Genomic DNA, 24,464 nt, shown 5'->3' on the forward strand with positions numbered 1-24,464 from the left:
CGAAATAGCGGACACCGTGCCGTCACGTCAACACTGCGCTTCCCCCACCCTGCCCCGGCGAATATGGGTACCGCCTACCCATGTGGGTACGGGCCCCCACTTGACAGAGTTCGACCGGAAGTTGAGTCGGCAAGCGATCGAGGGGTGCCATGTCGAACACGTTCCCCCGGGTGGACGGTGTGCTGACGGTGGGCGGCGTGCCGGTGGACCGGCTCGCGGCCCGTGTGGGCGGCACGCCGTTCTTCGCGTACGACCGCGACCTGCTCAGCGGGCGCGTCGCCGAGGTGCGGGCCGCGCTGCCGGCGGAGATCTCGCTGAGCTACGCGGTCAAGGCCAACCCGATGCCGGCCGTGCTGCACCACATGAGCGCCGAGGTGGACGGCTTCGACGTCGCCTCCGCGGGCGAGCTGCAGCTGGCCCTGGACACCACGATGCCGGCCGACCGGATCAGCTTCGCCGGCCCCGGCAAGACGACCGACGAGCTGGTCCAGGCCGTCGCCGCGGGCGTGACCGTCGAGCTGGAGTCGATCACCGAGCTCGCTCGCGTACGGGACGTCAGCGAGCGACTCGGCATCCGGGCGCGGGTGGCGTTGCGGGTGAACCCCGACTTCTCGGTGCGCGGCGCCGGCATGACGCTCGGCGGCGGCGCACAGCAGTTCGGCATCGACGCCGAGCAGGTGCCGGCGGTGTTGGCGCAGCTCGGTGACCTGGACTTCTACGGCTTCCACGTGTTCGCCGGCTCGCAGAACCTGCGCGCCGACAGCATCTGCGAGGCCCAGCGCGCGACCGTCGACCTGGTGCTGCGGCTGGCCGAGGTGGCGCCGGCGCCCGTTCGCTACGTCAACCTGGGCGGCGGCTTCGGGATCCCGTACTCGGCCCGCGACACCGCCCTCGATCTCGCGCCGATCGGGGAGAACCTGGCCAAGCTGGCCGACACCTCACTGCGCCAGTTGCCCGACGCGCGGGTGGTGATCGAGCTCGGCCGCTACCTCGTCGGCGAGGCCGGCGTCTACGTGACCCGGGTGGTGGACCGGAAACACTCGCGGGGCACCACGTTCCTGGTCGTGGACGGCGGTCTGCACCACCAGCTCGCCGCGTCCGGCAACTTCGGCCAGAAGATCCGGCGCAACTATCCGCTGGCAACAGCCACATCCGAGTCCACCGTGGAGACTGTCACCGTCGTCGGCTGCCTCTGTACGCCGCTGGACCTGTTGGGGGACAAGGTCGAGCTGGCGCGGGCCGAGGTCGGCGACCTGATCGCGATCTTTCAGGCCGGGGCGTACGGGCTGACCGCCAGCCCGACCGCGTTCCTCGGCCACCCGCCGCCGCGCGAGGTGCTCGTCGGCGGAAAAGCACACTCTCTGGGGGAGAACAAGTGCAGACGTTAGCTCCTTGCTTCAGGCTGCTCGGCCTGCTCCAGGTCAATTCCGTGCGGGTGACCGCCCGCCGCCAGCAGGTGGTGCTGGCCATGCTGCTGCTCAACGCCAACCGGGTGGTGCCGCTGGAGAGCCTGCTCGACGCGCTGTGGGGCAGCACGCCGCCGGCCACCGCGCGGGCGCAGATCCAGACCAGCATCTCCGCGCTGCGCCGGCTGTTCGTCACCGCCGGCGTCGGCGAGCGGATCCGGGTGCGCGGCCTCGGTTACACGATCGAACTGGCCCCTGCCGAGCTCGATCTGCACGTGTTCGAGGACCTGGTCAGCCGGGGTCGCGCCGAGCTGGCGGCGTGTCGGCCCGATGCCGCACGGGAGGCGTTCCGCTCGGCGCTGGCGCTGTGGCGGGGGGAGCCGCTGACCGGCGTCGACAGCACCATGGTGCGCGCCAACCAGGTTCGCATCGCCGAGCGGCGGGTCGAGGCGTTCGAGGACTGCTTCGACGCCGAGCTGCAGCTGGGCCTGCACCACGAGATCGTCGGTGAGATCTCCACCATGGTCGAGGAGTTCCCGCTGCGGGAGCGCTTCGTCGGCCAGCTGATGACCGCGCTGCACCGCTGCGGCCGCCGCGTCGAGGCCCTGACGGCGTACCGGACCGTGCGACAGACCTTTGTGGACGAACTCGGCCTCGAACCGGGCGAGGAGCTGCGGCGGCTGCACCAGGACATCCTCAACGGCCACGCCGAGCCGGTGTCGAAGCCCGTCGCCGCAAGCGTTTCCGTGCCGCGGATGCTACCGGCCCGGGTCCCGTACTTCACCGGTAACGGCGCTGCTCTGGCGGGCATTCAAGCACAGCTGACCGACGACCACGGGCCGCTGGTCGCCGTGATCACCGGGCGTGGCGGCGTCGGGAAGTCCGCTGTGGCCATCGAGGCGGCGCACCGGCTGGCCGCGCAGTTCCCGGACGGGCAGCTGTACGCGCGCATGACCGAGAACATCGCGGACGTGCTCGAACGGTTCCTGCTGGCGCTGGGCTTCACCGCGATCCCGGCCGATGTCGAGGGCCGCGCCGCGTTGTACCGCAGCGCGATCGCCGACCGGCGAGTGCTGACCATCGTCGAGGACGCCACCGATCTCGCGCAGATCCGGTCGCTGGTGCCGGGCACCGCGTCCAGCCGGCTGGTCATGACCACCCGTGCGCGCACGGCCCCGCTGCCCGGGTCGACCGTGTTCGAGCTGGACGTGCTGGGCGGCCAGGGCGGCATCGCGCTGCTGGCGGCGATGGTCGGGCGGGACCGGGTGTGGGCGGAGCTGGCCGAGGCCAACGAGCTCGTCGAGCTGTGCGGCGGTCTGCAACTGGCCTTGAGCGGGGCGGCATCCATGCTCGCCGCACGTCCACATTGGACCTTCGGGCACCTCGTCGCGCGGTTTCGGAACGGCCTGGACCCGCAGGTGCGGGCCAGCCTCCAGCGCAGCTTCGCCGGGCTGTCGCCGGCGTCGCGGACGTTGTTCGCCCGGCTGGGTTCGCTGGACACCGTCAGTTTCGCGTCCTGGGTGGCGGCCCCGCTGCTCGACCTGGACGCCGTGACGGCCGCCGACGCGTTGGAGGGGCTCGTCGACGCCCGACTGGTGGACGTGGTCGGCGCCGGCATCGCGACCCGCTATCGCCTGCACCGGCTCGCCCGGATCCACGCCCGCGAACTCCTTGCCGCGCAGGACAACGACGGCTACCTGGCCCGTCTCTTCGGCGCCTGGCTCGCTCTCACCGACGAGGCCCGGCTGCGGCAGGGCTTCGGCACCCGCGGCGACGCATCCCGGTGGCCGCTGGCGGATTCCGTGGTGAACGCCGTGCTCACCGACCCGGCCGGGTGGTACGCGCAGGAACGCGTCGCCCTGCTGGCCATGGTCCGGCACGCCGCCGCCATCGACGCCGTCGAGCACTGCTGGAACCTCGCCGTCGCCATCGCGGACCTTGCCGGCGCGCAACGGATGTTCGGCGACTGGCGGGACAGCAACGAATGCGCCCTGCGGGCCGCGCTGCGCGCCGGCGACCGGCTCGGCGAGGCCGCCACGCAGTACCTGCTCGGCGAACTCGACCTGAGGGAACACCGCTACGGCGAGGCGTCCGCCCGGATCAGCCTGGCCCTGGGCATGTTCGACCGGCTCGGCGAGATCGGGTGGCAGGAGCTCGCCGAGCGCTCCCTCGCCGTCGTCGACTGGGCCACCACCCCGCGCCAGGCGCTCGCCGGCTGACCACGGAGGACAGTATGACCATCGGAGCCGTGCTGCCCGCCGGAGACGCCGGGCACGCCAAGAACATCGTCGACGAGCTGATCGCGCAGACCCGCGAGGCCGCCATCGCCGGGCTGTCGTCGGTGTGGTTCACCCAGATCTTCGACCACGACGCCATCAGTCTCGCCGCCCTGGCCGGGCGGGAGGTGCCCGGCATCGAGGTCGGCACCGCCGTCGTGCCGCTGTACTCGCGGCACCCGCTGGTGATCGCCTCCCTCGCGCAGACCGCCCAGGCCGCCACCGCCGGCCGGTTCACCCTCGGCGTCGGCCTCGGCGTCCGCGGCCTGCTCGAACCCGCGTACGGGCTCGACTACCCGCCGCCGATCCGGCTGCTCCGGGAGTCCCTGGAGGTGCTCAACCAGGCCCTCGACGGCGAGCAGGTCTCCTTCGCCGGCTCCGCCGTCGTCGCCCGGCCGTCGCTGCCCACCGCCGTCCCCGGTGGCGACGGCGTGCAGCTGCTGGTCGCCGCCATGGCTCCGCAGACCCTTCGCGCCACCGCCGAGTTCGCCGACGGCACCATCCCCTTCCTCGCCGGTCCCCGTGCCCTCGAACGGCACATCGTGCCCGCCTTCGACGGCTCCTTCGAACCCCGCATCGTCGCCGCCGTGCCCGCCGTCGTCACCGACGACGTCGACGCCGTCCGGGCCATCGCCGCCGTCAGCCTCGGCTACTACGGCGACATCCCCTCCTACCGGCAGATCCTCGACGTCGAGGGCGTCGCTCACCCCGCCGACCTCGCCCTCATCGGCTCCGAGGCCGAGGTCGCCGCCGGTATCCGCCGCTACTTCGACGCCGGTGCCACCGACGTCGTCCTCATCCAGTCCGGGATGCGCTCCAGCGCCGACCGCCTCCGCACCTGGCAGCTGGCCGGCTCGCTCTAGCCCTTCAGAAAGCGCAGGACGGCCAGCACCCGGCGGTGGTCGTTGTCGGCCGGCGGCAGGTCGAGCTTGCTGAAGATGCTGTTGACGTGCTTGGCGACGGCGCTCTCGCTGATCACGAGGGCGTCGGCGACGCCGGCGTTGGAGCGGCCCTCGGCCATGAGGCGGAGGACCTCGCGCTCGCGGGGGCTGAGCCGGGTGAGGGGGTCGTTGCGCGTGCGGAGCAGGAGCTGGGCGACGGCCTCCGGGTCGAGGGCGGTGCCGCCGGCGGCGACGCGGCGCAGCGCGGAGAGGAACTCGCCGACGTCGGCGACGCGGTCCTTGAGCAGGTAGCCGACGCCGCTGGTCTCGTTGGCGAGGAGCTCGCTGGCATAGCGCTCCTCCACATACTGGGAGAGCACGAGGACCGCCATGGCGGGCCACTGGCGGCGGATGACGAGTGCGGCACGGAGTCCCTCATCGGTGTGGGTGGGTGGCATACGGACGTCGAGCAGCACGAGGTCGGGCTCGTGGGCGGAGACGGCGCGGAGCAGCTCGTCGGCGTCGCCGACGGCCTCGACGACCTGCATGCCGGCGCCCTCGAGCAGGCGGACCAGGCCCTCGCGCAGGAGCACGGAGTCCTCGGCGATCACGACACGCATGGCAACTCCGCGATGAGGACGGTGCCGGCCCCGACCGGACTGTCGATACGCAGCGAGCCGTCGATGGAGCCGACGCGTTGCGCCAGTCCACGCAGGCCGGTGCTGTCCTCCAGCCGGGCGCCGCCGCGGCCGTCGTCGGAGACGACGACGGTGACCACGCCGTCGCTGTCGTGGCTCACCCGAATGTCCACTCGGGACGCGTGGGCGTGTTTCGCGGCATTGGCAAGGGCCTCCGAGACGACGAAGTAGGCAACGGCTTCGGTTGTCCTGGACGGACGGTGGGGCAGGTCGACGGCCAGGGTGACGGGCACGGGCGACCGGGCGGAGATGCCGGACAGCGCCGCGTCCAGCCCCCGCTCGTCGAGGACGGCGGGATGCAGCCCGCGGACGAGGTCGCGCAGCTCGGTGAGCGCCAGCTTGGCCTCCTCGTGGGCGTCCTCGATCGCCTTGCGCACGTGGTCGGGCACGCCGTCGAGGTCGAGTCGGGCGATGCCGAGGTTCATGGCGAGCGAGACCAGCCGCTGCTGGGCGCCGTCGTGCAGGTCACGCTCGATGCGTCGGCGTTCGGCGTCGGCGGAGGCGATGACGTCCGAGCGGCTGTCGACCACCGTCTGCATGCGTGCGGAGAGCTCGGCGAGCTGCTGGCGGCGGCTCGGGCCGAGCAGCCAGAGCGCCATCTCGAAGTCCAGCCGGGCACACCCGATCGCCGCCCAGGGCGCCAGGTGGAACCCCACCGCGCCGACCACAGTGGACAGCAGCACAGTGGTCACCGTGCCGTGGCCCGGCAGCCACCATATGTAGAGCGGCTGCACGGCCAGCGGCGGCCCGACCAGCCACAGCGCCGCGACCAGGACGAACTCGACGGTGCCGAAAACGCCGGCGAGCAGGTGATAGGTGAGCTGACGCCAGGTGGCCGACTGCGCCGCCAGGCCCAGCAGGCGCCGCCGCGCCGGGGGACGCATTATCCCCATGCGGAGCGTCGCGGCGAACCGCCGGCGCTGCATCGCCGTGCACGGGACGGTCCACCACAGCAGCGCCGTGAACAGGGGAATGACCAGCACCCAGGTCCACGGCCGCGCAGTGGCCAGCGGTTCCAGCGGCGGCACCAGCAACCCCATCACCGCTGGGCCCAGCAGCGACGCGCAGGCGACCGTCAGTCCGGCCAGCGCGACCACGCCGGCCGTGCTCACCAGCCCCAGCGGGAGCCCCACCGCCAGGTGCGCGGTCGCCCGCCACGCCCGCGCCGTCCACGGTGCGCGCAGCAGATGCCTGGCCAGGGGTGACATGGCGACCACGGTAGTGATCGCGGGCGGACCCGGCCATGTCACCAGCACCCGCCCGCACCTGTACCTAGCACCACCCCAAAGACGGGCATCCGCACTACTGCCCTTCGCCCGCCGGCGCGCGATGCTGGCACCGTCCTCATCAGACGAAGGAGCTGAGCGACATGACCTTCACTCACCTTGCGATCGTCCTACCCATGTTCGTCCTGTACGTCGTCGCGCTCGTCGACGTGCTGCGGCTGGACATGGACGGTTCCACACGTGTCGGCTGGGTGCTCGGCATCCTGGTGCTGCCGGTCGTCGGCGCGGTGGCGTGGCTGGTGTTCGGCCGGCGGACCGTGCGCCGGGCATCGGCCTGACCGGTCACTCCTTGCTCGCGATGACCTCCAGGTCGGCGCCCTGCCCGGTGGCGGACTGGCGGGCGGAGTTGAGCATGGACTCCAGCAGGTAGAGGCGCATGAGCTCGGGGGAGCCACGACCGGCGGCCCCACGCAGGGCGTCGTAGGTGCGCTGGCTGACGTGCGGCTGCAGGATGACCACCCGCAGGTCGTCGGTGGCGATGCGGGCGTCGAGCTGGCGGAGGAACTCGCGGCGGCCGCGGACGCGCCGGCCGTCGATCCAGGAGGCAGGTCGCCGGACGGGCGGCCGGGAGAGCTGCGGACGGAGGTGGCCACGACTGACGTAGATGAGGTTCTTGACGGCCTGGCTGACCACGACCTCGTACGCGGCGGCGGAGACGTCCCGGTCGCGGGAGTGGCTCTTGGCGGCCTTGACGTGGATCAGGCTCAGCGTGCGGGCGGCGTCGATGTGCAGGAAGTCGGCGACCTCGCCGGGACCGTCGTCGCAGACCAGCCAACCGTGCGCGTAGTGCTGGGCGACCCAGTCGAACAGTGAGTTGTCGCTGCCGATGGCGTCGTGGATCTGCTGGGGCGAGTTGGCCCGGGGCTTCTCGCGGCGGATGTCCCAGCCGTGGAAGTCCTCGAACCGCCAGTTGCGAAAGGGGTACTCGGGGGCACGGGCCTGCCAGAAGCGGCCGCGGCTGTAGGAGTGGCCGGACTGGTAGTACACCGTGAGCAGGTCGGTCTCCAGGATGGGGGAGTCGCCGTCGAGCCGGACCTTGTCGCCGACGAACTCGGGAGTGACCTCGACGGTGCCGTTGAGAACGAATCCGGCGGAGTCGGGTAGGGAGGTGACGGAGGGAGGATCGTCCCGCACGGACAGTGCGAGGTCGCGGAGCTCGTCGCTGAGCGAACCCGGCGGCAGGGTGTCGGGATCCTCGACGATGACCTCGAAGGCGTCGCGCACCTCGGCGATGTCGGCCGGACTGGCCAGCATGGCGAGGAAATCGGGCCGCTCGGCGCCCCGGGCGCGTGCGTCCTCGAGCAGGTCGAGCAGCTCGGCCGCCATCGCGGTGAACGTGTCGAAGTCGGCGCGAGTGCTCAACCACACCAGGGCGTTACGCGGTGTTGTCCCGGCGTTTCCCTTGAGCAGTAAGAGATCCGGCCGCAACGGCAATGCGGCTCGAGCCGAGCCGGCGACATAGGAACCGTCCTCGTGCGGGCTGAGCGTCTGCTCGACGCTGCTGCCGCTGAGCACCTTGCCGTCGGCCTTCACGCTGGAGCGCCGGTGAATTCCCCGTAACCACAGGTTCTTCACCTCGCCCCGGATCAGCGCGCTCTCCAGCACCTCGGACGGGTAGCGGCGCAGCGACGACTGGCGGTCCAGCCAGGTCTGCAGCCGTTCCTGACTGGGCTTGTCCGTGCAGACGACGATAAAACCGCCACGCCGCAACACGATCGTGAGTTGGTGGGTGACGTCGACGAAGCCGGCATCGGTGCCGGCCCAGGTCGGCGGATCCTCCCGACGGCGCACGAACGCCAGCAGGTCCGCGGTCTCGTGCCGGGCGACGATGTCGCCGCGGCCGGAGGTCAGCAGGAAGTCGGTGAGGGCGGCGAAATCCTCGCCCTCGAGAACGACAACGGAGAAGTAGGGGCGGACGGCGGCCAGCGGGAGCTCAGGGGTGTTCATGGTGACGCACCTCCCGCCACCGATTGTCGCAGCCACCGGCCGCCGAATTACCTCATGTCACCCGGTTCGCTCAGCCCTTCTCCGACCACTTGTAGGTCGGCGGCTGGTACTCGGCGATCCGGTCCAGCAGCGCGGGCAGGTCGGCGTCGACGAGCAGCATCTCCCGGTACGGCTTGCGCAGGAAACCCTGCTCGACCATGGTGTCGGTGAACCGCAGCAGGTGCTCGTAGAAGCCGTTCACGTCGAGCAGACCGACCGGCTTCGTGTGCAGGCCGAGCTGCGCCCAGGTCCACACCTCGAACAGCTCCTCCATCGTGCCGACGCCGCCCGGCAGCGCGATGAAGGCGTCGGACAGCTCGGCCATCAGCGCCTTGCGGGCGTGCAGGCCGTCCACGATGTGCTGCTCGGTGAGGCCGTCGTGGGCGACCTCCCAGGTGACGAGGCTCTCCGGGATCACGCCGATGACCTCGCCGCCCGCGGCCAGCGCGCCGTCGGCGACCGCGCCCATGGTGCCGACCTTCGCGCCGCCGTACACCACGCCGATGCCGCGCTCCGCCAGCGTCCGGCCGACTGCCCGGGCGGCCTCCAGGTACCCGTCGCCGCCGGTGGAGGAGCCGCAGAACACGCATATCCGCATGGCCCCGATCCTAACGATCACCCGATTCGGCCACGCCCGCCGCCGACCGTGGTTACTGTGGAGGAGTGACTTCTGCGGACGACTCGACCGGTGGTGTGACCCTCAGCGAGGGTCGGGTGCGGTTCCCGGGCATCAGCCCGCGGGCGTACGAACACCCGGCGGACCGCGGCGCACTGACCACGCTGCGTTCGGTGCCGGGCTTCCCCCAGGTGCTGCGCGCGGTCAACGGCGCGTTCGGGGAGCGCAGTGAGCGGCTGTGGTCGCGGGCGTCGTCGATCCGCGTCGGCCCGCGCCAGTACCCGGCGCTGGACAAGATCCGCAACGAGTGCGCCGAGATCCTGGACGTCGACCCGGCGCCGGAGCTCTACGTCACGCGCAATCCCGTGCCCAACGCCATGACGATCGGCCTCGACCAGCCGTTCATCGTCATCACCACCGGCCTGGTGGAGGCGCTGGACACCGAGGGGCTGCGGTTCGCCATCGGCCACGAGGTCGGGCACGCGCTGTCCGGTCACGCGCTGTACCGGACCATGCTGGAGCGCCTGCTCCGGCTGCTCACCAGCATGTCGTGGATGCCGGTCGGCTACTGGGGCCTGCGGGCGATCATCGCCGCGCTCAAGGAGTGGTACCGCAAGGCCGAGCTGTCCGCCGACCGCGCCGGCCTGCTGTGCGTGCAGGAGCCGACGACCGCGCTGCGCACCCACGTGCTGCTCGCCGGCGCCGTCGATCCGTCCGAAGTGGACACCGAGGCGTTCCTGGCGCAGGCCCGGGAGTACGAGGCCGAGGGCGATGTCCGCGACAGCGTGCTCAAGCTGATGAACGTGATCGACCTGAGCCACCCGCTGGCCGTGGTTCGGGCCGCCGAGCTGCAGAAGTGGGCCGCGAGCGAGGGGTATCGGGAGATCCTCGGCGGCACCTACCCGGAGCGCAGCGACGACCCGCAGAACCAGTGGACCGAGGACGTGAAGTCGGCGGCCCGTTCCTACCGGGACGCGTTCGTGGAGACCACGGATCCGCTGGCCAAGGTGCTCAACGAGGTCGGCGGCGTGATCTCCGACGCCGCCGGCAAGGTGTGGTCGAGGTTCACCACGCGGCCCGAGCCGCCGACCGCGTCGGGGGAGCCACCCGCCGACGAGTCACCGGCCTCGTCGGAGGAGCCGCCCGCCGATGAGCCGCCGGCCACCAACGGCACCCCGAAGGACTGACCAGGAACACCCACGCCCACACCACCTCCAGCACGTGAACCTGTTTCACGCATTCGGTGTGACGCTGGGCGTGACTCGCCGGAGCGCGTCGGGGCCAAGGTCGGCCAGCGTCGGGTAGCCGTCGACGGCCATCAACAAATCCGCCTCCGCCAGCATGGACCGGAGCACGTGCACGACGCCGTCGGCGCCGCCGAGGGCCATGCCGTAGACGTACGGCCGGCCGACGCCGACGGCGGTGGCGCCGAGGGCGAGAGCCTTCACGACATCGGTGCCGGAGCGGACGCCGGAGTCGAACAGCACGGGAAGACCGTCGGCGGCGGCGACCACGCCCGGAAGGCAGTCGAGGGCGGGGATGCCGCCATTGGCCTGGCGGCCGCCGTGGTTGGAGCAGTAGATGCCGTCGATGCCGCCGTCCCGGGCCCGGCGGGCGTCGTCGGGGTGCTGGATGCCCTTGACGATCAGGGGCAGCGAGGTGATGGACCGCAGCCACGGGAGGTCGTCCCAGGTCAGGGGGTTGCCGAAGAGCTGGGCCCACAGGCCGACGGTGGCCGTGACGTCCGCGGCGGGGTCCTGGCCGAGCCGCGCCCGGAAGACGGGGTCGGAGGTGTAGTTGGCGAGACACCGCCCGCGCAGCTGGGGGAAGTTGCCGGTGGAAAGGTCCCGAGGCCGCCAACCGGGAATCCACGTGTCGAGCGTGACGATGACGGCCTTGAACCCGGCGGCCTCGGCCCGGTGCACGAGGCTCTCGGCGAGCTCACGATCGCTGGGTGTGTAGAGCTGGAAGAAGCCGGGGGTGTCGCCGAGTCGGGGAGCGACGTCCTCCAGCGGATCCTCGGTGAGGGTGGACAGCACGAGCGGGACGCCGGTGCGAGCGGCGGCGTCGGCGGCGGCAAGGTCGCCGTGGCCGTCCTGGGCGCACAGCCCGAGCACGCCGATGGGCGCCATGAACAGCGGGGACGGCAGCGTCAAACCGAACATGGAGACGGACAGGTCGCGGTCCTTGGCGCCGACGAACATCCGCGGCATCAGGCCCCACTGCTGGAACGCCGTCGCGTTGGAGCGCTGGGTGTGCTCGTCACCGGCGCCACCGGCCACGTAGGACAGCAGGGACGGCGGCAGCGCCTGGGCGGCCCGCGCCTCCAGTTCGCCGAAGACCATCGGCAGGGACGGCGCGATGCCCCGCAGCCCGCCGAAGTAGATCTCGTACTGGAAGTCGCCGAAGGCCATCGATTTCCCTCCCGGTTGGTGTCTGTCACAATCCTCCGCCGGATCAGGCCGGCAGAGTACTGCGAATCCACCCAGCTCGCCGGCATGATGGTTGTGACGGGTCACAACCGGGCGAGGGGAAAGCGGGGCAACGATGCTGGCGGACGCGCACGTGCCGGCGCTGGTCGACCGGGTGCTGGCCCGCCTGGTGGAGCGGCTGCCCAGCTACGGCTCGATGCCGGTGGAGGCGCTGACCAGCGATGTCCGCCCGATGACGGAGCGGGCGCTGCGCGGCTTCGTCGAGTCGCTGCCCGACAAGGGCGTCCCCGCCCCGGAGCTGGTCCACCAGGCCCGCGAGTCGGCGATCGCCCGCGGCGAGGAGGGCATCCCGATGCAGGCCATCCTCGACGCCTACCTGCTCGGCCTGCAGGAGAGCGTCACGCATCTGCGGCCGGAGCTGGAAAACGCCGCCGCGAACGACTTGATCGACTTCTTCGGGGCGGTGCTGACCTTCCAGCACGTTGTGCACCAGGCGATCGCGTCGGGCTTCCTGGAACACCGGGAGAGCACGGTGGGGGAGACGCAGGCGGCCAGGGGCGCCCTGCTCGCGGCGCTCACCGAGGGCGGCGACGCCACGGACGCGGCCTTCCGCGCCGGGATCAAGCTGCCCGATCAGTACGTCGTCGCGGCGCTGGCGATCAACCCGCATCCGGACGAGCTCCAGGAGGGCGTCGATCACGTGATGGCGGGCCGGCGGAAGGTGCGCCGGATCAGGCTGGAGCTGGAACGCCTCGGCCGCGACGACGTGCTGACCGCGTTGTCCCCGACCGGCGGCATCGCGCTGCTGCCGACCGCCGGCGACGGCCGCCTGCACGCCCGGCTGACGAAGGCCGCCGGCACGACGATCACCGTCGCGATGGAGCCGGCGACGCCGGCGGCGGTGCCGAACGCGGTGCGGCTGGCCCGGGAAGTCCTTGAGGTGGCGACGAAAACCCGCCGCGAGCCGGGCATCTACCGGCTCGCCGACGTGCTGCTCGAATACCAGCTGACCCGGCCGTCGGAGGCCACGGCACGCCTGGCGGCCCTGCTCGACCCGGTGGACGAGGACCTGCTGCGCACGCTCGACGCCTACCTGGACGCCGGTCTGCGCCGCAACGCCACCGCGGCGGCCCTGGGCGTGCACGCCAACACTGTGGACAACCGCCTGCGCCGGATCGGCCGCCTCACCGGCCTGGATCCCACCCGGCCGGCGGACCTGCCGATGCTGCGGGCCGCCGTCGCGGTCCGGCGGATGGCATCGGTTACGCCGAACGCGTGATCAAGCGGGGTGTCAACCGTCAATCGTTTGGTCCCGGTCGTTTGGTTACGAACATTTCTGACCGAACTTTGAAGTAATACGCGGCGAACATGCGGCATCCTCGGAGCGACCCCGGTCCCGTAGGAGAGAAACGTCCGCATGCCCAGTCATCACACCCCTGCCGTGGTGGTCTGTCCCGAGGTGGTCGAGCACTTCCTGGACACCGCCCTGCCGGTGTACGAGACACTCACGCCCGACCACCCGCTGCCCTGTTTCGCCGTGCTGCTGGGGGAGTCCGCGCCGGCGACCATCCACGTGCGCCGCCTCGCCTTCGGCGCCAACGCCCGCACCACCTCGTGCGCCGCGATCGAGGAGTTCGCCACGACCATCGTGCCGAAGTTCGGCAGCGCCTACGAGAACGCCGATCGCGGCTACTGGCTGGATCCCGCCGACCTGCTCCGCATCAACCGCGAGGCCGAGCGGAGCGGTCTGGACATCCTCGGCTCGATCCACATGCATCCGGACTGGCACCGCATCACGCGGGTGCCGGCGGAACGCGCCTGCACGCTGTCGTCCCGGCCGACGGCGATGGACGAGCACGTGTTCGCCGCGACCGGCTGGCCCGTCAACGTCATCTGCTACCTCGAGCAGGTCGGCGGCCTGACCAGCTACAACGTCGAGGCGTGGGACCCGGGTGGCGCGCCGCTGCCGCTGCGCACCGGCGTGAAGGTGGTGGCGGCGTGAGCGCGGAGATCAAGGCGCTCTGGGAGCGCATGGCCGAGGGCTGGGCCGCCGGCTCCGGCGAGCGGTTCGCCAGCGTTTTCGCGCCGGACACCGAGTTCGTCAACGTGCGCGGCGAGGAGCAGCACGGCCGGGCGACCGTCGCGGCCGGTCATCAGAACCTGTTCCAGACCCGCTACCGCGACACGAAGCTCACCGCCGACGTGCACAGCATCCGGTTCATCACCGACGACGCCGCCGTCGTGCACGTGGCGTCCACTGTGCACAGTTCCGACGGCAAGGCGACGGGCACGCACGCCCAGGCCGTCGTCGAGCGCCGCGACGGCGAGTGGCTGATCACGGCCTTCCACAACATGGTTCCCGCAAGCTAGATCCGAAGTTGATCAACGCAGGAGTACCGATGCCCACCGCCAAGCTCCGCCATCTCGCGTTCACCGCCCGGGACGCGGTCAAGCTCGCCCACTTCTACCGGGACCAGTTCGGCATGCGGATCTTCCACACCGACCCCGACGGCAGCCAGTTCCTCACCGACGGCTACATCAACCTGGCCATCATCCAGCAGGCCCTGGACGGCGACGTGCCGACCGGCTTCAACCACTTCGGCTTCCACGTCGACGACGTCGAGGGGTCGATGGCGAGCCTGGTCGAGGCCGGGCTGCCCGAACCGGCGGTCCGCCACACCACCCGGCCGTTCGCCGAGTACCGGGCCATCGACCCGGAGGGCAACTGGTTCGACCTGTCCGGGCACGGCTATCTTCCTCCCGGCGAACAGGAATAGCCGAACGGGGGCCGCCGGAAGGCGGCCCCCGCCGACGAGATCACGCCATGTCCACCTCGAACTCGGACACCTGCCCGGCGGGCCAGCCCGTGTTGCCGGTGAAGGTGAGCCGCACGAACCGCTGCGTGGTCGTGCCGAACGACACCGAGGCGGTGTTGCCGGACGCCGGATCGAAGGTGTAGCCGCGTGATCCGACGAGTGTGGACCACGAGTTGCCGTCGTTGCTGCCCTGGATGGTCAGCGTCTGTGTGCGGGCGCCCCACGCCGAGGACGGCGGCAGCTTCAGCACCACCTTGTTGATCGCGTAGCCCTGGCCGAGGTCGACGGTCAGCGACTGCGGGAAGGCGTTGTTGGTGCTCTCCCAGTAGCTGTCGGCGTTGCCGTCGTTGGCGTTGCCCGGCGGGAAGCCGCCCTGCGAGCCGCTGGCCGAGATCGCCTTGCCGCGAGCCAGGTTCGTGCCGGACGACGGCGGCGCGGGCGGGCCGGAGTTCGGCGGCGGCCACGTCGCGCAGTCGCCCCAGGTGCCGCTGTAGCCGCTGTTGCCGGAGCCGTTGAACGTCATCTTCGGGATGGACGACGGGTACGGGCAGTTGTACGTGCCGACCACGCCGACGCGGCTGGCGGTGACGTTGCTGACCGACACCGTGCCTTGGGTCTGCGACTGCAGGACGAAGGTGCCCACGCCCTGCACGGTCGCGCCGTTGATGGTGATGCCCTGGATCGTCTTGCCGGCGCCGTTGCCGTCGATGAACTGGATCGCCTCGTACGGGCTGTCGATCGCCTTGAAGTTGGTGACGTTGATGGTCACGCCGGTGATCGCCTGGTCGCGGGCGTCGAACCAGAGCGCGCCGACCCCGAACTGCCAGTTGGGATCCAGCGCCCCGGCGCGCAGCGTGGCGTTGTTGGACACGGTGATCGTGCCACCCAGCGGAACGCTGTTGAACCGGTTGGCCACCAGGATGCCACCGCCGAGAGCGTTGGTGTCCTGCACGAGGTTGCCGCTGATGCTGTTGTCGGAACCGCCGTACAGCGCGATGCCGTTGGCCAGGTTGGGCTGCACGACGGTGTTGTTGGTCAGCGAGTTGCCGGAGTCGGCCTGCCCGTTGGACCACAGCGCCAGGCCGTCGTCGCCGTTGTTGCGCAGGTAGTTGTTGCTGAGCGTGGAGTTCGTGACGGCGCCGTCGAAGTTGACGCCGTCGGCCATGGTGTCGATGATCCGGTTGTTGGCGATCGTCAGGTTGCTCGACGCCCCGTTCATCAGCCACAGGCCGCACTTGGTGTCCTGGATCCACAGGTTCTGCACCACGGACCCGTTGCCCAGCACGCCGTGGAAGCCGTTGTCCGGGCTGCCGTCGTTGCGCTCGGTGACGTCGCCGAAGATCGCGAAGTCGTAGAGCTTGATGTTGCCGGACGCGCCGCCGTTGTTGAAGATGTTGTTGCCGTGCAACGTGGTGTACCACGGGCCGGCGCCGCGGATGGTCACCTGGTCGACCTGCAGCGCGGACGGGATCTCGAACCGGCCGCTGGGGATCCACACGGTCTTGCCCTGCGACTTCGCCGCCGAGATGGCGTTGCGGAACGCCTGCGTGTCGTCGGACGAGTCGTTGGCGGTGGCCCCGTAGTCGGTCACCGACAGCGAGTTCGCCGGCTGCGCCGCCGCGCCGCCGACCTGCTCGAAGTCGGCGAGGTCGATGGTGGCCTGGCCGACGTCGCCGCCGTCGGCCTGCACCCGGACCTTGGCCCCGGCGCCGAGGTTCTGGCCCAGCAGCAGCCGGGAGTCGTCGAAGAAGTGGTGCGTCTTCGCGCCCGGGATCCAGCCGGTGTCGATGTACATGTACCGGGACGTCACCGACAGCCCGCTGCCGAGCTTGGTTCCGTTGACGTACACCGAGAGCCGGCCGGAGCTGCCGTCGGGCAGGTTGTAGTGGACGTTGATCGAGTTCGCCGCGGCCGGCAGCGTGAACTCGACGTACTGGCCCTGGCCGATGCGCACGGCCTGCCGGCCGGACGCCTCGGACGCGATGCTGGCCTGGCTGTAGTCGGGGCCGACGGCGGCGCCGTTGGTGGCCGAGCACTCGGCCTCCACGGTGCGGAACGGCACTGATGCGCCGCCGGAGGCGGTCGTGGGACAGGTGGCCGCGGCGGCGGGAGCGGCCCCGGACAGCAGGGCCGCGCCCGAGGCGATCAGTGTCGCGGCCAGCAACAAGGGCATGCCAAATGCAGGGTTGGCAGGCTTCATCGACTGCTCGCTTCCTGGCCCGCGAGGCAGGGTGCGGACCACGTGCAGCGGACTATACGAATTCCGACACTTGGCCGCAAGAGTCGTACGAGTCGATGCAAGATAATGACAAGTCGTTCACGCGGTGGCCAGGATGATCATCTCCGTCGGCTGCCACTGGCCGGTCGAGCGGCGTTGCAGCAGCGTCACGCCGGCAGCGAGCGCCCGGAACCGCCGGCACAGCGCCGCCTCCTGTGGGTCGGTCACCTCCCCGGCCAGGCACAGCGCCGCCAGCCGGATCGCGGTGACTGTGTCGGGTTCCAGCGGCGCGGACCGCTCGAACACCGGCGCGGCCACCCGCTCCAACTCGACCGCGGCCACGCACGCCCACGCGGACGGCCCCGAGTCCACGTCCTGCTCCTCGTCCTCGTCGTCCTCGGCGGCCGCGTGGTACAGCGCGATCACCTCCTTGCGCGCTGCGGTCGCCGTCGGCGCGAGCAGGTCCGGCGTCGGAACAAGAGGGTCGGGAAGCTGGCTGGTCACGCACAACCACTCGCAGAACCGGGCCGGCCAGTTGTCCGGCGTGGTGGAGCCGGACAGCAGCCAGGTGAACAGATTCGCCAGCACACGGCCCATCGGCCGGTGCGGCGTCGCGGTCTGGTCCAGGGCCTTGGGCAGGGCGAACACCTTCGCCAGCACGGGCGGCAGCTCGCCGACGAGTTTCCGGGCGAGCGCCGCGCCCAGGTCCAGCGCCCGCTTCCGCTCGGCCTTCGGTGCGAGGGCGACCGCCTGCACCACGTCGCGCGTCAGGTCGATCGCCTCGTCCAGCCGACCGTCCCCGAACACGCCCTTCGCCCGCTCCAACGCTCGCGCGATCGCCAGCGGCCGGTCCTTGCTGCGCTGCCGAACCTTGGACAGGGCCACATCGAGGTCCATGCCGCGCACGTGCCGGCGCTGTGCCTTGCCCCGTACGTTGTCCAGCACGTATTCCAGTTGCAGCGTCAACAACCTGGCCTCCACCAACGCGTGCACCAGCAGCAGCCGGGCCAGCGCGGTGTTCCAGCGGGCGACGTCGTCGGCGACAGCGGCCATCAGCACGGAATCGCTGACCTGGTGCGGATTCCGCTGCCGGGTCCACAGCTCCTGGCCCGTGCCGGTCCACACCGCGCACGGCGGCAGCGACAGGTCCGCGAGCTGGTCGGCATCGGGTAGCCGATACGCCTGGCTGCCGGAGATCTTGTTGACCCAGTTGGTGAACGCCACCGCGTCGGTGCCGCGGACGCCGCGCACCGGCTCGTCGCGGGCGTGCTCGGTCTCCTGCCGGTCCGGGTCGGGCCAGCCGGTTTCCTTCTGGTACAGCCAGTACAGTCCGTTCGTCACCGGCTGCGGGCAGATCCGAGCGCCGCCCGCGGTGCGGACGACGCGCCGCAGATGCCGGGTCACCAGCACACCCGCCATCAGCCGGCGGCGGTCGGCGGGCGCGTCCGGTGCGTACGCCGAATCCAGCAGCCCGTCGATCCGGTCCCGCAGTTCCGGCGCCAGCTCGCTGGCCTCCTCCGCACTGTCGAAGGCCAGCAACAACGCCGTGACGCTGGCCGACTCCAGGCAGGCAGCCACGATGCCGTCCGCGTCCGCGCCGGCCACGTAGAGCAGCGTCGTCTCCCGCCACCACACGTCGTCCACCTTCTCCGCGAGCACGTGCGCCAACCGCTTGTCGCGCACGTGACAGGCGGCCAGGTACTCCTGGAAGGTGTGGTGGGCAAAGGAATAGATGCCGCTCTCCCGTTCGATCAGCAGCCCGTTGGAGCTGACGTCGGCGAGGAAGTCCTCGACGCCGACCTCACGGGACATCCGGCGCAGTCCGGCGCGGATCGCGGTCGTGACAACGTCTTTCGGCACGTCACGGGTCTGCTGCTCCATCATCCGGTAGGCCAGCCCGCGCAGCAGCGCCTCCTTGCGGTCACCCCGCAGCTCGACCGGCAGCTTCTTGGTCTCCTGCCGGCGCCACAGCATCACCTCGCAGATCTCCCCGTACAGGTCCGCGCGGCTGCCCGGCAGCACGCCCCGATACCGGTGCACGTTGGCCATCATGGTGAGCAGCAAGGGATTCACCGTCAACTGGTGCAGCGACGGCGCCTGTGCGAGGCGGTCGAGCAGGTCGCGGGCGGCCTTGTCGGCACGCTGCCGCGCGGTGTCCGCCGCGCCGGTGATGCGCCGCTCCAGCGCGCCGTACCAGCGGTGCACGAACTCCGTCACCTGGCTGTCGTTGAAGTTGCACACCTGCAGCACGATCGTGCCGGTGACGCGGGCCGTCCGGTAGCCGTGCGGCCTTGACGTGACAACGAAGTCGTTGCGGGGATACTGCCGGACCTGGTGCTCCACCCAGGCCGCGACCGTCTCCCGGTCCTTCTGCCGCGCCACCTCGTCCAGGCCGTCCAACAGCACGACGCAGCTGCCGGCGGCCAGGCGCCGCTCGAACCAGTTGCCGGGGTCCTCGATGTCGTAGCGAGCCAACTCCCTCCGCAGCAAGGCGGCGACGCTGATCCGTGGACTGGCCACGATGGACGCCACGTGGTCGCGTAGATAGAGCAGCATCGGCACGCGGCGGCGACGCCGTCGGGGCTGCTTGAGGATCTCCCGGCCGGTCTGCCGCAGCAGTGTCGTCTTGCCGCTGCCCGGCGCGCCCAACACGGCCAGGACCTGCGGCTGCGGCTGGTCGAGGAACTCCCACAGCCGCCGCCGCTCCTCACCGCCGACGTGGTCGTCGCCGACCAGGCCCACCTGCGCCTTGTCCGGCGACCGCGGTTCGAGGCTGACGTCGACGAAGATCTCCTCCAGGTCGGGCTGGTAGAAGCCGGTGTTGGCCGGCCCCTGCGCCTCCGACGCCCGCAGCAGCGGCAACATGAAGTCCCGATATTTGCGGCCGAAGCCGGACAGCCAGCGCAGCACCGCCTGGTCCAGGCCCTTCACCGCGCGCTCTTTCCACTTCGCGGCCACGTCGCCGACGATGTCGGCGGCGTAGACGAGCGCGGCGACGGCGGCCTCACACAGCACGAGCAGCCAGAACGCGAGTCCCGGTCGGCCCTCCAGCAACCCGACCACCGAGGGCACGCCACCGGCGAGCGCCGCCGCCAGACGGGCCCGGTTCGAGGTTCGTCCCACGGGCTGGCTTATCGCCGTGATCGCCGGGACGTGACGTCAACTCGCCCGTTCGGCGGAGTGCCCGGTTGTCGGACGTCTTCGTATTCCCTGCATGACCCAGTATCGAAGCCGCTCCCGCGTTTTCGACACTCACTCCCGTTCGGATTCACCCTCCGGTTCATCCACTCGGTACACGACCGGCTCCTCCTCGGCCGGCGGCGGCGCCGCGACCGTCTCCGTGCGTACCGGCGAGGCGATGGCCGCCAGCGCGCAGGCCGCCCCGAGCAGCGCCAGCCAGATGCCCAGGCCGATGTGCGGCGACACTGCCTGGCCGGAGACGCCCGCGATCTCCGCCAGGAACGTGCCGGTGCTGTAGCCGGAGGCGCCGAGGAACAGCCCCGCTCCGACACCCAGCCCCGCCGCGACCAGCGAGGCGTTGCGCGTCCAGCCGAATCCGGGCATCAGCGAGGCCGCGGCGACCACGATCAGCGCGACGCCGGCGACCAGTGCGACCACTCCGACGTACTGCTGAATCGTGTGGCCGATGCCCAGGTCGAGGCCCCAGCCGTTGATCGACGCCAGGGATTCCTCGGAGCCGGGTTGAGGAAGCGTCACCAGGTCCATGAAGGTGCTGACGATCAGCAGCACGCCCGCGGCGAACAGGAACGCGACGGCACGGGTGCCGGGCCGGGCCGCGGTGGTCTGAACGGGAATGGGCGCGGTGTCCTCGTTGGGCATTCGCCCACGGTAACGGCCACCCCGCGCCGGCCCTTCGGCGGTGCCCGTTCCCCGCCGGCCTAGTGCTTGCGCACCACCCGTTCCCCCGCACCCGGCTTCCAGATGGTGACGTCCATGTGCCCACCGCCCGTCTCCACCGCCGAGGCGCTGGTGATGTCGGCGGCGTAGAACGGGCTGAACCGCTCGCCCCGCAGGTCGAAGCCGGTTTCCCGGTACAGGTTCTCGGTGAAGCGGGCGTGCAGGGCGAGGTCCTGCACGTCGTGGACGGTGCCCCACAGCTTGGCGTCGCCGTCGGACACGAGTGAGTCCACGGTGGCCGTGTGCAGGCAGAACCGGGGGTCCCGGGCCAGGTCCCGGAACTTGACGGTCCCGGGCATACCGCCGATCCACAGCTGCCCCTCGAACACCCGGGGCTCCATGGGGCAGATCCGGGGCGAGCCGTCGGCCCGCAGCGTGGCCAGGAAGCACAGGCTGCCGGTGGCGGCGTGCCGCCGGGTGAAGACGGCGGCGATCTTGGGTGCGACCTCGGTGAACTCCTGCCAAGTCGTCACCCGTACGAAGGTACGCCGAACGCGCGGGCGGCCACCGGCCTGGGCCTGCGCACGCGAATCAGGGGACAGGAGGGCGACGGCGATGCGTGAGAACCTGAGTCCCATCGAGGACGACGCGGTCAAGGCGGCGATGTCGGAACTGTCCGAGATGTCCGACGACGCCTTCGTCGCCGGCCGCGAGAAGCTGCTGGCCAGGATGGGCAAGACGGCCGAGCCGCCGGCCAGTACCGGGGCTCCCGCACGGTCCTGCCCGCCGACTGGCACGGCATCAAGGCCGGCACGGTCCTGAGCGACTCCACGCTGACCACCGCGCTATGGGCCGGACGAACTGAGGGCGGCGGCCAGCGCCGCCACCAACCGGGCCCGCAACACCGGGTCCGAACGGATGGAGCCGTCCGACTCGATGTGGGCGAACACCGTGCCCATCGAGTCGGCGGCCTGTCCCTGCACGTTGGTGGTGCCCTCGAGGTTGCCGCAGCTCTGCTGCCACGCCCGGCAGACCACGGTGCCGTCGGCCTCGATCCGGTCGGCGATCTGCACGTGCAACTGCGTGTGCGGCGTCGAGCCGCCGGAGACGACAACGCCGGTGCCGGGCAGGCTCTTGTCGTCGAACCCGTGCAGCTGCACCTGCGGCAAGCCCTTGCGGGCCAAGGCGGTCGCAACCTGGTTGAACAGGGAGTTCGCGTTGTGCGCCACATCCGCGAGGCCGTTGGCGGCCCGGCGATGCGCGCCCGCGACGAGCACGGCGGATCCGGGCAGCGCCCGGTACAACTGGACACCGATCTGTTCGGTGTCCAGATCGAAGTTCGGGTGCGGCACCTCGATGACCTGCTTGGGCGTCGCACCGTAGTCGGCGATGTACATGCCCCAGCCCCGCTCGTCGCCGGGCTCGGTGGCCGCCATCACGAAGCGGCGGTCGGTGGTGGCGTCCCGGCCCTCGGTCACCGTGAAACCCAATGGTGTAAGCGTTTTCACCTCACTCTGAGTGTCCTTTCCGCCGGTGAGCAGCGGAATCAGGCCGGACAAAGCGTTCTCGCCCTCACGGACCGTGGGCGGCCGGTAGGGCGCATTCGCCTCCAGTGCCCCGGCGAACTGTGAGGCACGCTCGACGAGGTCGAGCTTCGGCAGCCGGTCCGGGATGTTGATCACCGCCAGCACCGCGACGCACGTCAGGCCCAAGGCGGTGACCAGCAGATTCCGTGCAGACACCAAGAATTCTCCGTGGGTTCGGGCTGCCCGGCGGTGGCGCTCGCGGTCGTTCGGTAACGAATAGTGCTTGCCTTGTGACTCGAATCATACTCTAATAGGCAATGAAGTAGACAGTACGAGTGGAACGCTGCACCCCCGCCGCCGCGTTTGATCGTCCTCTGTGGACCCTGAACATGGAGAGCGCGCGTGGTGGCGATGTCAGCCGGCCCCGAGCCGGTGGAGAGCGGATTTCCGGGCGGGCTGCGAGCGCCGCTCGCGGTGGTCGGCGCCGCGTTGGCCCTGCTCGTGGCCTGGTGCATGATCCAACTACCGGCCGCGGGCGCCGGCGGTGGCGCCTCGGCCGTCGCGCAGTCGCAAGAACTGCTCGTCAACGACCTGGCGAGGGCCACCGCCGACTCGATAGGTGACGTGGCGGGAGACCTGAGCACGGCAAGTGCGCTGTACACCGTGCATCCCGACCCGACGCCGGCCGGCACGCTGGCGGCGATCACCCGCGGCACCCCGCAGGCCCTCGGCCTGGCGCTGGTCCAGCGCTCCAGCGGCACCCTGCTGGCCGGCACCGGCGAGCCGGTGCCCGTGGAGTCGTTGCCGAACAAGGACCTCGACCGCATCACGGTCACCCTGGTGCGTGATCAGTCCGGCGCGACGGTCGTGCTGACCGCGGCCCCGCTGACCGGCACGGACTGGCTGGTTCTGGTCACCACCGGCCTGAAAATCCCGGCGACCACGTTGTCCGGGCAGCCGGCGGAAGCGTTGCTGCTGACCACATTCGACGGCCAGGTGGTGAAATCCCGCGGCGAGTTCGACCCGCAGTACCAGCCGCTCGTGACCGCTGCCAGCACAAACGCGACCGGAGGGGTCGGCAGCCTGGTCGGCGACGCCGGCAAGGGGCCCGTCGTCGACGGGGCCCGGACCACGCCGATTGCCGTCTATGCCCCGATCCTGACGGGTGATCCCGCTCGGCCACTCGGGCTCAACCTGGTGCTCGTCGGCTCCGCCCCGGCGCAGGCCGCGGCGCGGACTCCGGTCGAAACCGCCTGGATGACAGCGATTCTGGCCGCCGCGGTGCTGGCCGCCCTGATGCTGCTGGGATTCGGCTTCGTGCTGCCGCTGCGCCGGCTGCGCGCCGAGGCGCTCGGCGGCCGCCGCCGCCGCAGCTACCGGCTCCGCGAGGCCGCGGTCGTGTCGGCGACGCTGCGGAACGAGATCGTTCAGGTCAGGCGTGGCCGGATTTCCGCCCGCACGTTCGTGGTCGCCGCGGTCGCGCCGCTGCTGGTCTGCTCGGCCGTGGTCGGAGTTGTTGCGGCGACGACGGTTCCAACGGCGCCGGACCTGGTCGTTCAGGGCGAGCGCGGCCTCGCCGAGGTGACGGCCGGCGCGCTGCGTGACCAGTTGTCCGCGAGCCTGAGCGACCTCCGGACTTTCGCCACCCGCGCGACGGACGACGTCAGGTCGCTGAAGCCGGCGCTGGTCAACCTGATCGCGCAGAACAAGCGCTACCGCAGCGTCTACGTCACGGATGCGGACGGCACGGTGCAGGTCGACGCCGGCCGCACGCCGCTGCGCACCGTCGAGCGACCGCCGGCCGGATCCGGCCTGCACCAACAGAACACCGCCGGCCGGATCCCCGTGCTCTACGCCAACACCCCGCTGCCGGACCACACGCACGTGCTGATCGGCGAGCTCGACGTGACGAAACTGTCGTCGATCCTGCGGCGCAGCGCCGGCAACGGCAAGCTCGTGGACTCCGGCCTGCGCACGCTCGCCTCCGCCGATGGCTACCGGGCTTTCGATCCCCTGACCGACCAGGCCCTGAAACAAAGTGTGACGGACGCCCTCGGCGGCGTCGGCCGGCCGGGCACCGACCAGATCGACGGCCAGTGGTACGTGGTCGCCGCGGCCACCGTGACCGGCTCGCCGAGCACCGACCCGCTGCGCTGGACCGTCGTGCTGCAGCAGCCACTGACCACGCTTCCCTTGCCGGACAACGTTGTTCGCCGCTACGCGTTGTTCGCCGCGCTGGCCGTCGGCGCCGCCGGACTGCTGCTGCTGGGCTGGTACCACTCGTGCTTCGTGCGGCCGCTGCGCCGGCTCGCGGACGCCGCTGCCCGCGTGCACCAGGGCGACCTGAAGACCGTGATCTACCCGGAGCGGCTCAACGAGATCGGCACGCTCAGCCAGTGCCTCGACAAGGTGCGCAGACAGCGGACCGCGACGCCCGCCCCGGTTCCCCTGCTGGTCTAGGAGCA

At 70.9% G+C, this 24,464-nt stretch carries 21 protein-coding genes; 11 read left to right on the forward strand and 10 right to left on the reverse strand.

Going from position 1 to position 24,464, the window contains the following annotated elements:
- Nucleotides 1-149: 149 nt before the first annotated feature.
- The 3 genes from BJ998_RS34945 to BJ998_RS34955 are packed head-to-tail and all read left to right on the forward strand — an operon-like array spanning nucleotide 150 to nucleotide 4,545.
- Nucleotides 150-1,388, forward strand: coding sequence for a pyridoxal-dependent decarboxylase, exosortase A system-associated (locus BJ998_RS34945; RefSeq protein WP_184867572.1), 1,239 nt, complete (start codon nucleotides 150-152; stop codon nucleotides 1,386-1,388).
- Nucleotides 1,376-3,625, forward strand: a complete 2,250-nt coding sequence (locus BJ998_RS34950; protein WP_184867573.1) for an AfsR/SARP family transcriptional regulator — start codon at nucleotides 1,376-1,378, stop codon at nucleotides 3,623-3,625. The genes BJ998_RS34945 and BJ998_RS34950 overlap by 13 nt, the downstream gene beginning before the upstream one ends.
- A 14-nt stretch (nucleotides 3,626-3,639) precedes the next feature.
- The gene (locus BJ998_RS34955) at nucleotides 3,640-4,545 is read left to right on the forward strand and encodes a TIGR03564 family F420-dependent LLM class oxidoreductase (protein WP_184867574.1); all 906 of its coding nucleotides are present in this window, start codon (nucleotides 3,640-3,642) and stop codon (nucleotides 4,543-4,545) included.
- Here BJ998_RS34955 and BJ998_RS34960 read toward each other — a convergent pair.
- Nucleotides 4,542-5,183 carry a response regulator gene (locus tag BJ998_RS34960; RefSeq protein WP_184867575.1) on the reverse strand — a complete coding sequence of 214 codons (642 nt, stop codon included), beginning with the start codon at nucleotides 5,181-5,183 and terminating at the stop codon, nucleotides 4,542-4,544. The two genes, BJ998_RS34955 and BJ998_RS34960, sit on opposite strands and share 4 nt — an antisense overlap.
- Nucleotides 5,171-6,469, reverse strand: coding sequence for a sensor histidine kinase (locus BJ998_RS34965; RefSeq protein WP_184867576.1), 1,299 nt, complete (start codon nucleotides 6,467-6,469; stop codon nucleotides 5,171-5,173). Before BJ998_RS34965 ends, BJ998_RS34960 begins: the two co-directional genes overlap by 13 nt.
- Nucleotides 6,470-6,630: 161 nt before the next feature.
- Here BJ998_RS34965 and BJ998_RS34970 point away from each other — a divergent pair, with 161 nt between their 5' ends.
- Nucleotides 6,631-6,825 carry a PLD nuclease N-terminal domain-containing protein gene (locus BJ998_RS34970; protein ID WP_184867577.1) on the forward strand — a complete coding sequence of 65 codons (195 nt, stop codon included), beginning with the start codon at nucleotides 6,631-6,633 and terminating at the stop codon, nucleotides 6,823-6,825.
- A 4-nt stretch (nucleotides 6,826-6,829) separates the two neighbouring features.
- Here BJ998_RS34970 and BJ998_RS34975 read toward each other — a convergent pair whose 3' ends face one another.
- Together BJ998_RS34975 and BJ998_RS34980 are read right to left on the reverse strand one after the other, a co-directional pair.
- Nucleotides 6,830-8,494, reverse strand: a complete 1,665-nt coding sequence (locus tag BJ998_RS34975) for a hypothetical protein (RefSeq protein WP_184867578.1) — start codon at nucleotides 8,492-8,494, stop codon at nucleotides 6,830-6,832.
- A gap of 70 nt (nucleotides 8,495-8,564) precedes the next feature.
- Nucleotides 8,565-9,131, reverse strand: a complete 567-nt coding sequence (locus tag BJ998_RS34980) for an LOG family protein (RefSeq protein ID WP_184867579.1) — start codon at nucleotides 9,129-9,131, stop codon at nucleotides 8,565-8,567.
- A gap of 65 nt (nucleotides 9,132-9,196) precedes the next feature.
- On the opposite strand from BJ998_RS34980, the gene BJ998_RS34985 reads away from it, so the two are divergent.
- A complete protein-coding gene (locus BJ998_RS34985; RefSeq protein WP_312890472.1) occupies nucleotides 9,197-10,336 on the forward strand; it encodes a M48 family metallopeptidase in 1,140 nt (379 codons plus the stop codon).
- Nucleotides 10,337-10,381: 45 nt separating this feature from the next.
- Here BJ998_RS34985 and BJ998_RS34990 read toward each other — a convergent pair whose 3' ends face one another.
- Nucleotides 10,382-11,563 carry an alpha-hydroxy-acid oxidizing protein gene (locus BJ998_RS34990; RefSeq protein ID WP_184867580.1) on the reverse strand — a complete coding sequence of 394 codons (1,182 nt, stop codon included), beginning with the start codon at nucleotides 11,561-11,563 and terminating at the stop codon, nucleotides 10,382-10,384.
- Nucleotides 11,564-11,696: 133 nt separating this feature from the next.
- Here BJ998_RS34990 and BJ998_RS34995 point away from each other — a divergent pair, with 133 nt between their 5' ends.
- The 4 genes from BJ998_RS34995 to BJ998_RS35010 all read left to right on the forward strand — a co-directional run bounded on the left by BJ998_RS34995 (nucleotide 11,697) and on the right by BJ998_RS35010 (nucleotide 14,358).
- Nucleotides 11,697-12,860, forward strand: a complete 1,164-nt coding sequence (locus tag BJ998_RS34995; protein ID WP_184867581.1) for a PucR family transcriptional regulator — start codon at nucleotides 11,697-11,699, stop codon at nucleotides 12,858-12,860.
- Nucleotides 12,861-12,998: 138 nt separating this feature from the next.
- A complete protein-coding gene (locus BJ998_RS35000) occupies nucleotides 12,999-13,583 on the forward strand; it encodes an MPN domain-containing protein (RefSeq protein WP_184867582.1) in 585 nt (194 codons plus the stop codon).
- On the forward strand, nucleotides 13,580-13,951 hold the full coding sequence (locus BJ998_RS35005; protein WP_184867583.1) for an SgcJ/EcaC family oxidoreductase: 372 nt from the start codon (nucleotides 13,580-13,582) through the stop codon (nucleotides 13,949-13,951). Before BJ998_RS35000 ends, BJ998_RS35005 begins: the two co-directional genes overlap by 4 nt.
- Nucleotides 13,952-13,980: 29 nt before the next feature.
- Nucleotides 13,981-14,358 (forward strand): VOC family protein, encoded by a 378-nt coding sequence (locus BJ998_RS35010; RefSeq protein WP_184867584.1) that lies wholly within the window; start codon nucleotides 13,981-13,983, stop codon nucleotides 14,356-14,358.
- Nucleotides 14,359-14,398: 40 nt separating this feature from the next.
- Here BJ998_RS35010 and BJ998_RS35015 read toward each other — a convergent pair whose 3' ends face one another.
- From BJ998_RS35015 to BJ998_RS48785, 4 genes are all read right to left on the reverse strand, one after another.
- Nucleotides 14,399-16,570: a discoidin domain-containing protein gene (locus BJ998_RS35015; RefSeq protein ID WP_184867585.1), complete on the reverse strand. Its 2,172-nt coding sequence runs from the start codon at nucleotides 16,568-16,570 to the stop codon at nucleotides 14,399-14,401.
- A 144-nt stretch (nucleotides 16,571-16,714) separates the two neighbouring features.
- A complete protein-coding gene (locus BJ998_RS35020) occupies nucleotides 16,715-19,738 on the reverse strand; it encodes an NACHT domain-containing protein (protein ID WP_184867586.1) in 3,024 nt (1,007 codons plus the stop codon).
- A gap of 129 nt (nucleotides 19,739-19,867) precedes the next feature.
- Entirely contained in the window at nucleotides 19,868-20,455 is a 588-nt protein-coding gene (locus BJ998_RS35025; RefSeq protein ID WP_184867587.1) for a hypothetical protein, read from the reverse strand.
- 59 nt (nucleotides 20,456-20,514) lie between these two features.
- The gene (locus BJ998_RS48785) at nucleotides 20,515-21,006 is read right to left on the reverse strand and encodes a pyridoxamine 5'-phosphate oxidase family protein (protein ID WP_184867588.1); all 492 of its coding nucleotides are present in this window, start codon (nucleotides 21,004-21,006) and stop codon (nucleotides 20,515-20,517) included.
- 82 nt (nucleotides 21,007-21,088) lie between these two features.
- On the opposite strand from BJ998_RS48785, the gene BJ998_RS35035 reads away from it, so the two are divergent.
- On the forward strand, nucleotides 21,089-21,295 hold the full coding sequence (locus tag BJ998_RS35035) for a hypothetical protein (RefSeq protein ID WP_184867589.1): 207 nt from the start codon (nucleotides 21,089-21,091) through the stop codon (nucleotides 21,293-21,295).
- A 23-nt stretch (nucleotides 21,296-21,318) separates the two neighbouring features.
- Here the strand turns inward: BJ998_RS35035 and BJ998_RS35040 are convergent, their stop codons facing one another.
- Nucleotides 21,319-22,215, reverse strand: a complete 897-nt coding sequence (locus BJ998_RS35040; RefSeq protein WP_184867590.1) for a hypothetical protein — start codon at nucleotides 22,213-22,215, stop codon at nucleotides 21,319-21,321.
- A 195-nt stretch (nucleotides 22,216-22,410) separates the two neighbouring features.
- Here BJ998_RS35040 and BJ998_RS35045 point away from each other — a divergent pair, with 195 nt between their 5' ends.
- The gene (locus tag BJ998_RS35045; protein ID WP_246489820.1) at nucleotides 22,411-24,459 is read left to right on the forward strand and encodes a HAMP domain-containing protein; all 2,049 of its coding nucleotides are present in this window, start codon (nucleotides 22,411-22,413) and stop codon (nucleotides 24,457-24,459) included.
- Nucleotides 24,460-24,464 lie beyond the last annotated feature (5 nt).

It is taken from the genome of Kutzneria kofuensis, from assembly GCF_014203355.1.
In the GTDB taxonomy this organism is placed as follows: Bacteria; Actinomycetota; Actinomycetes; order Mycobacteriales; family Pseudonocardiaceae; genus Kutzneria; species Kutzneria kofuensis.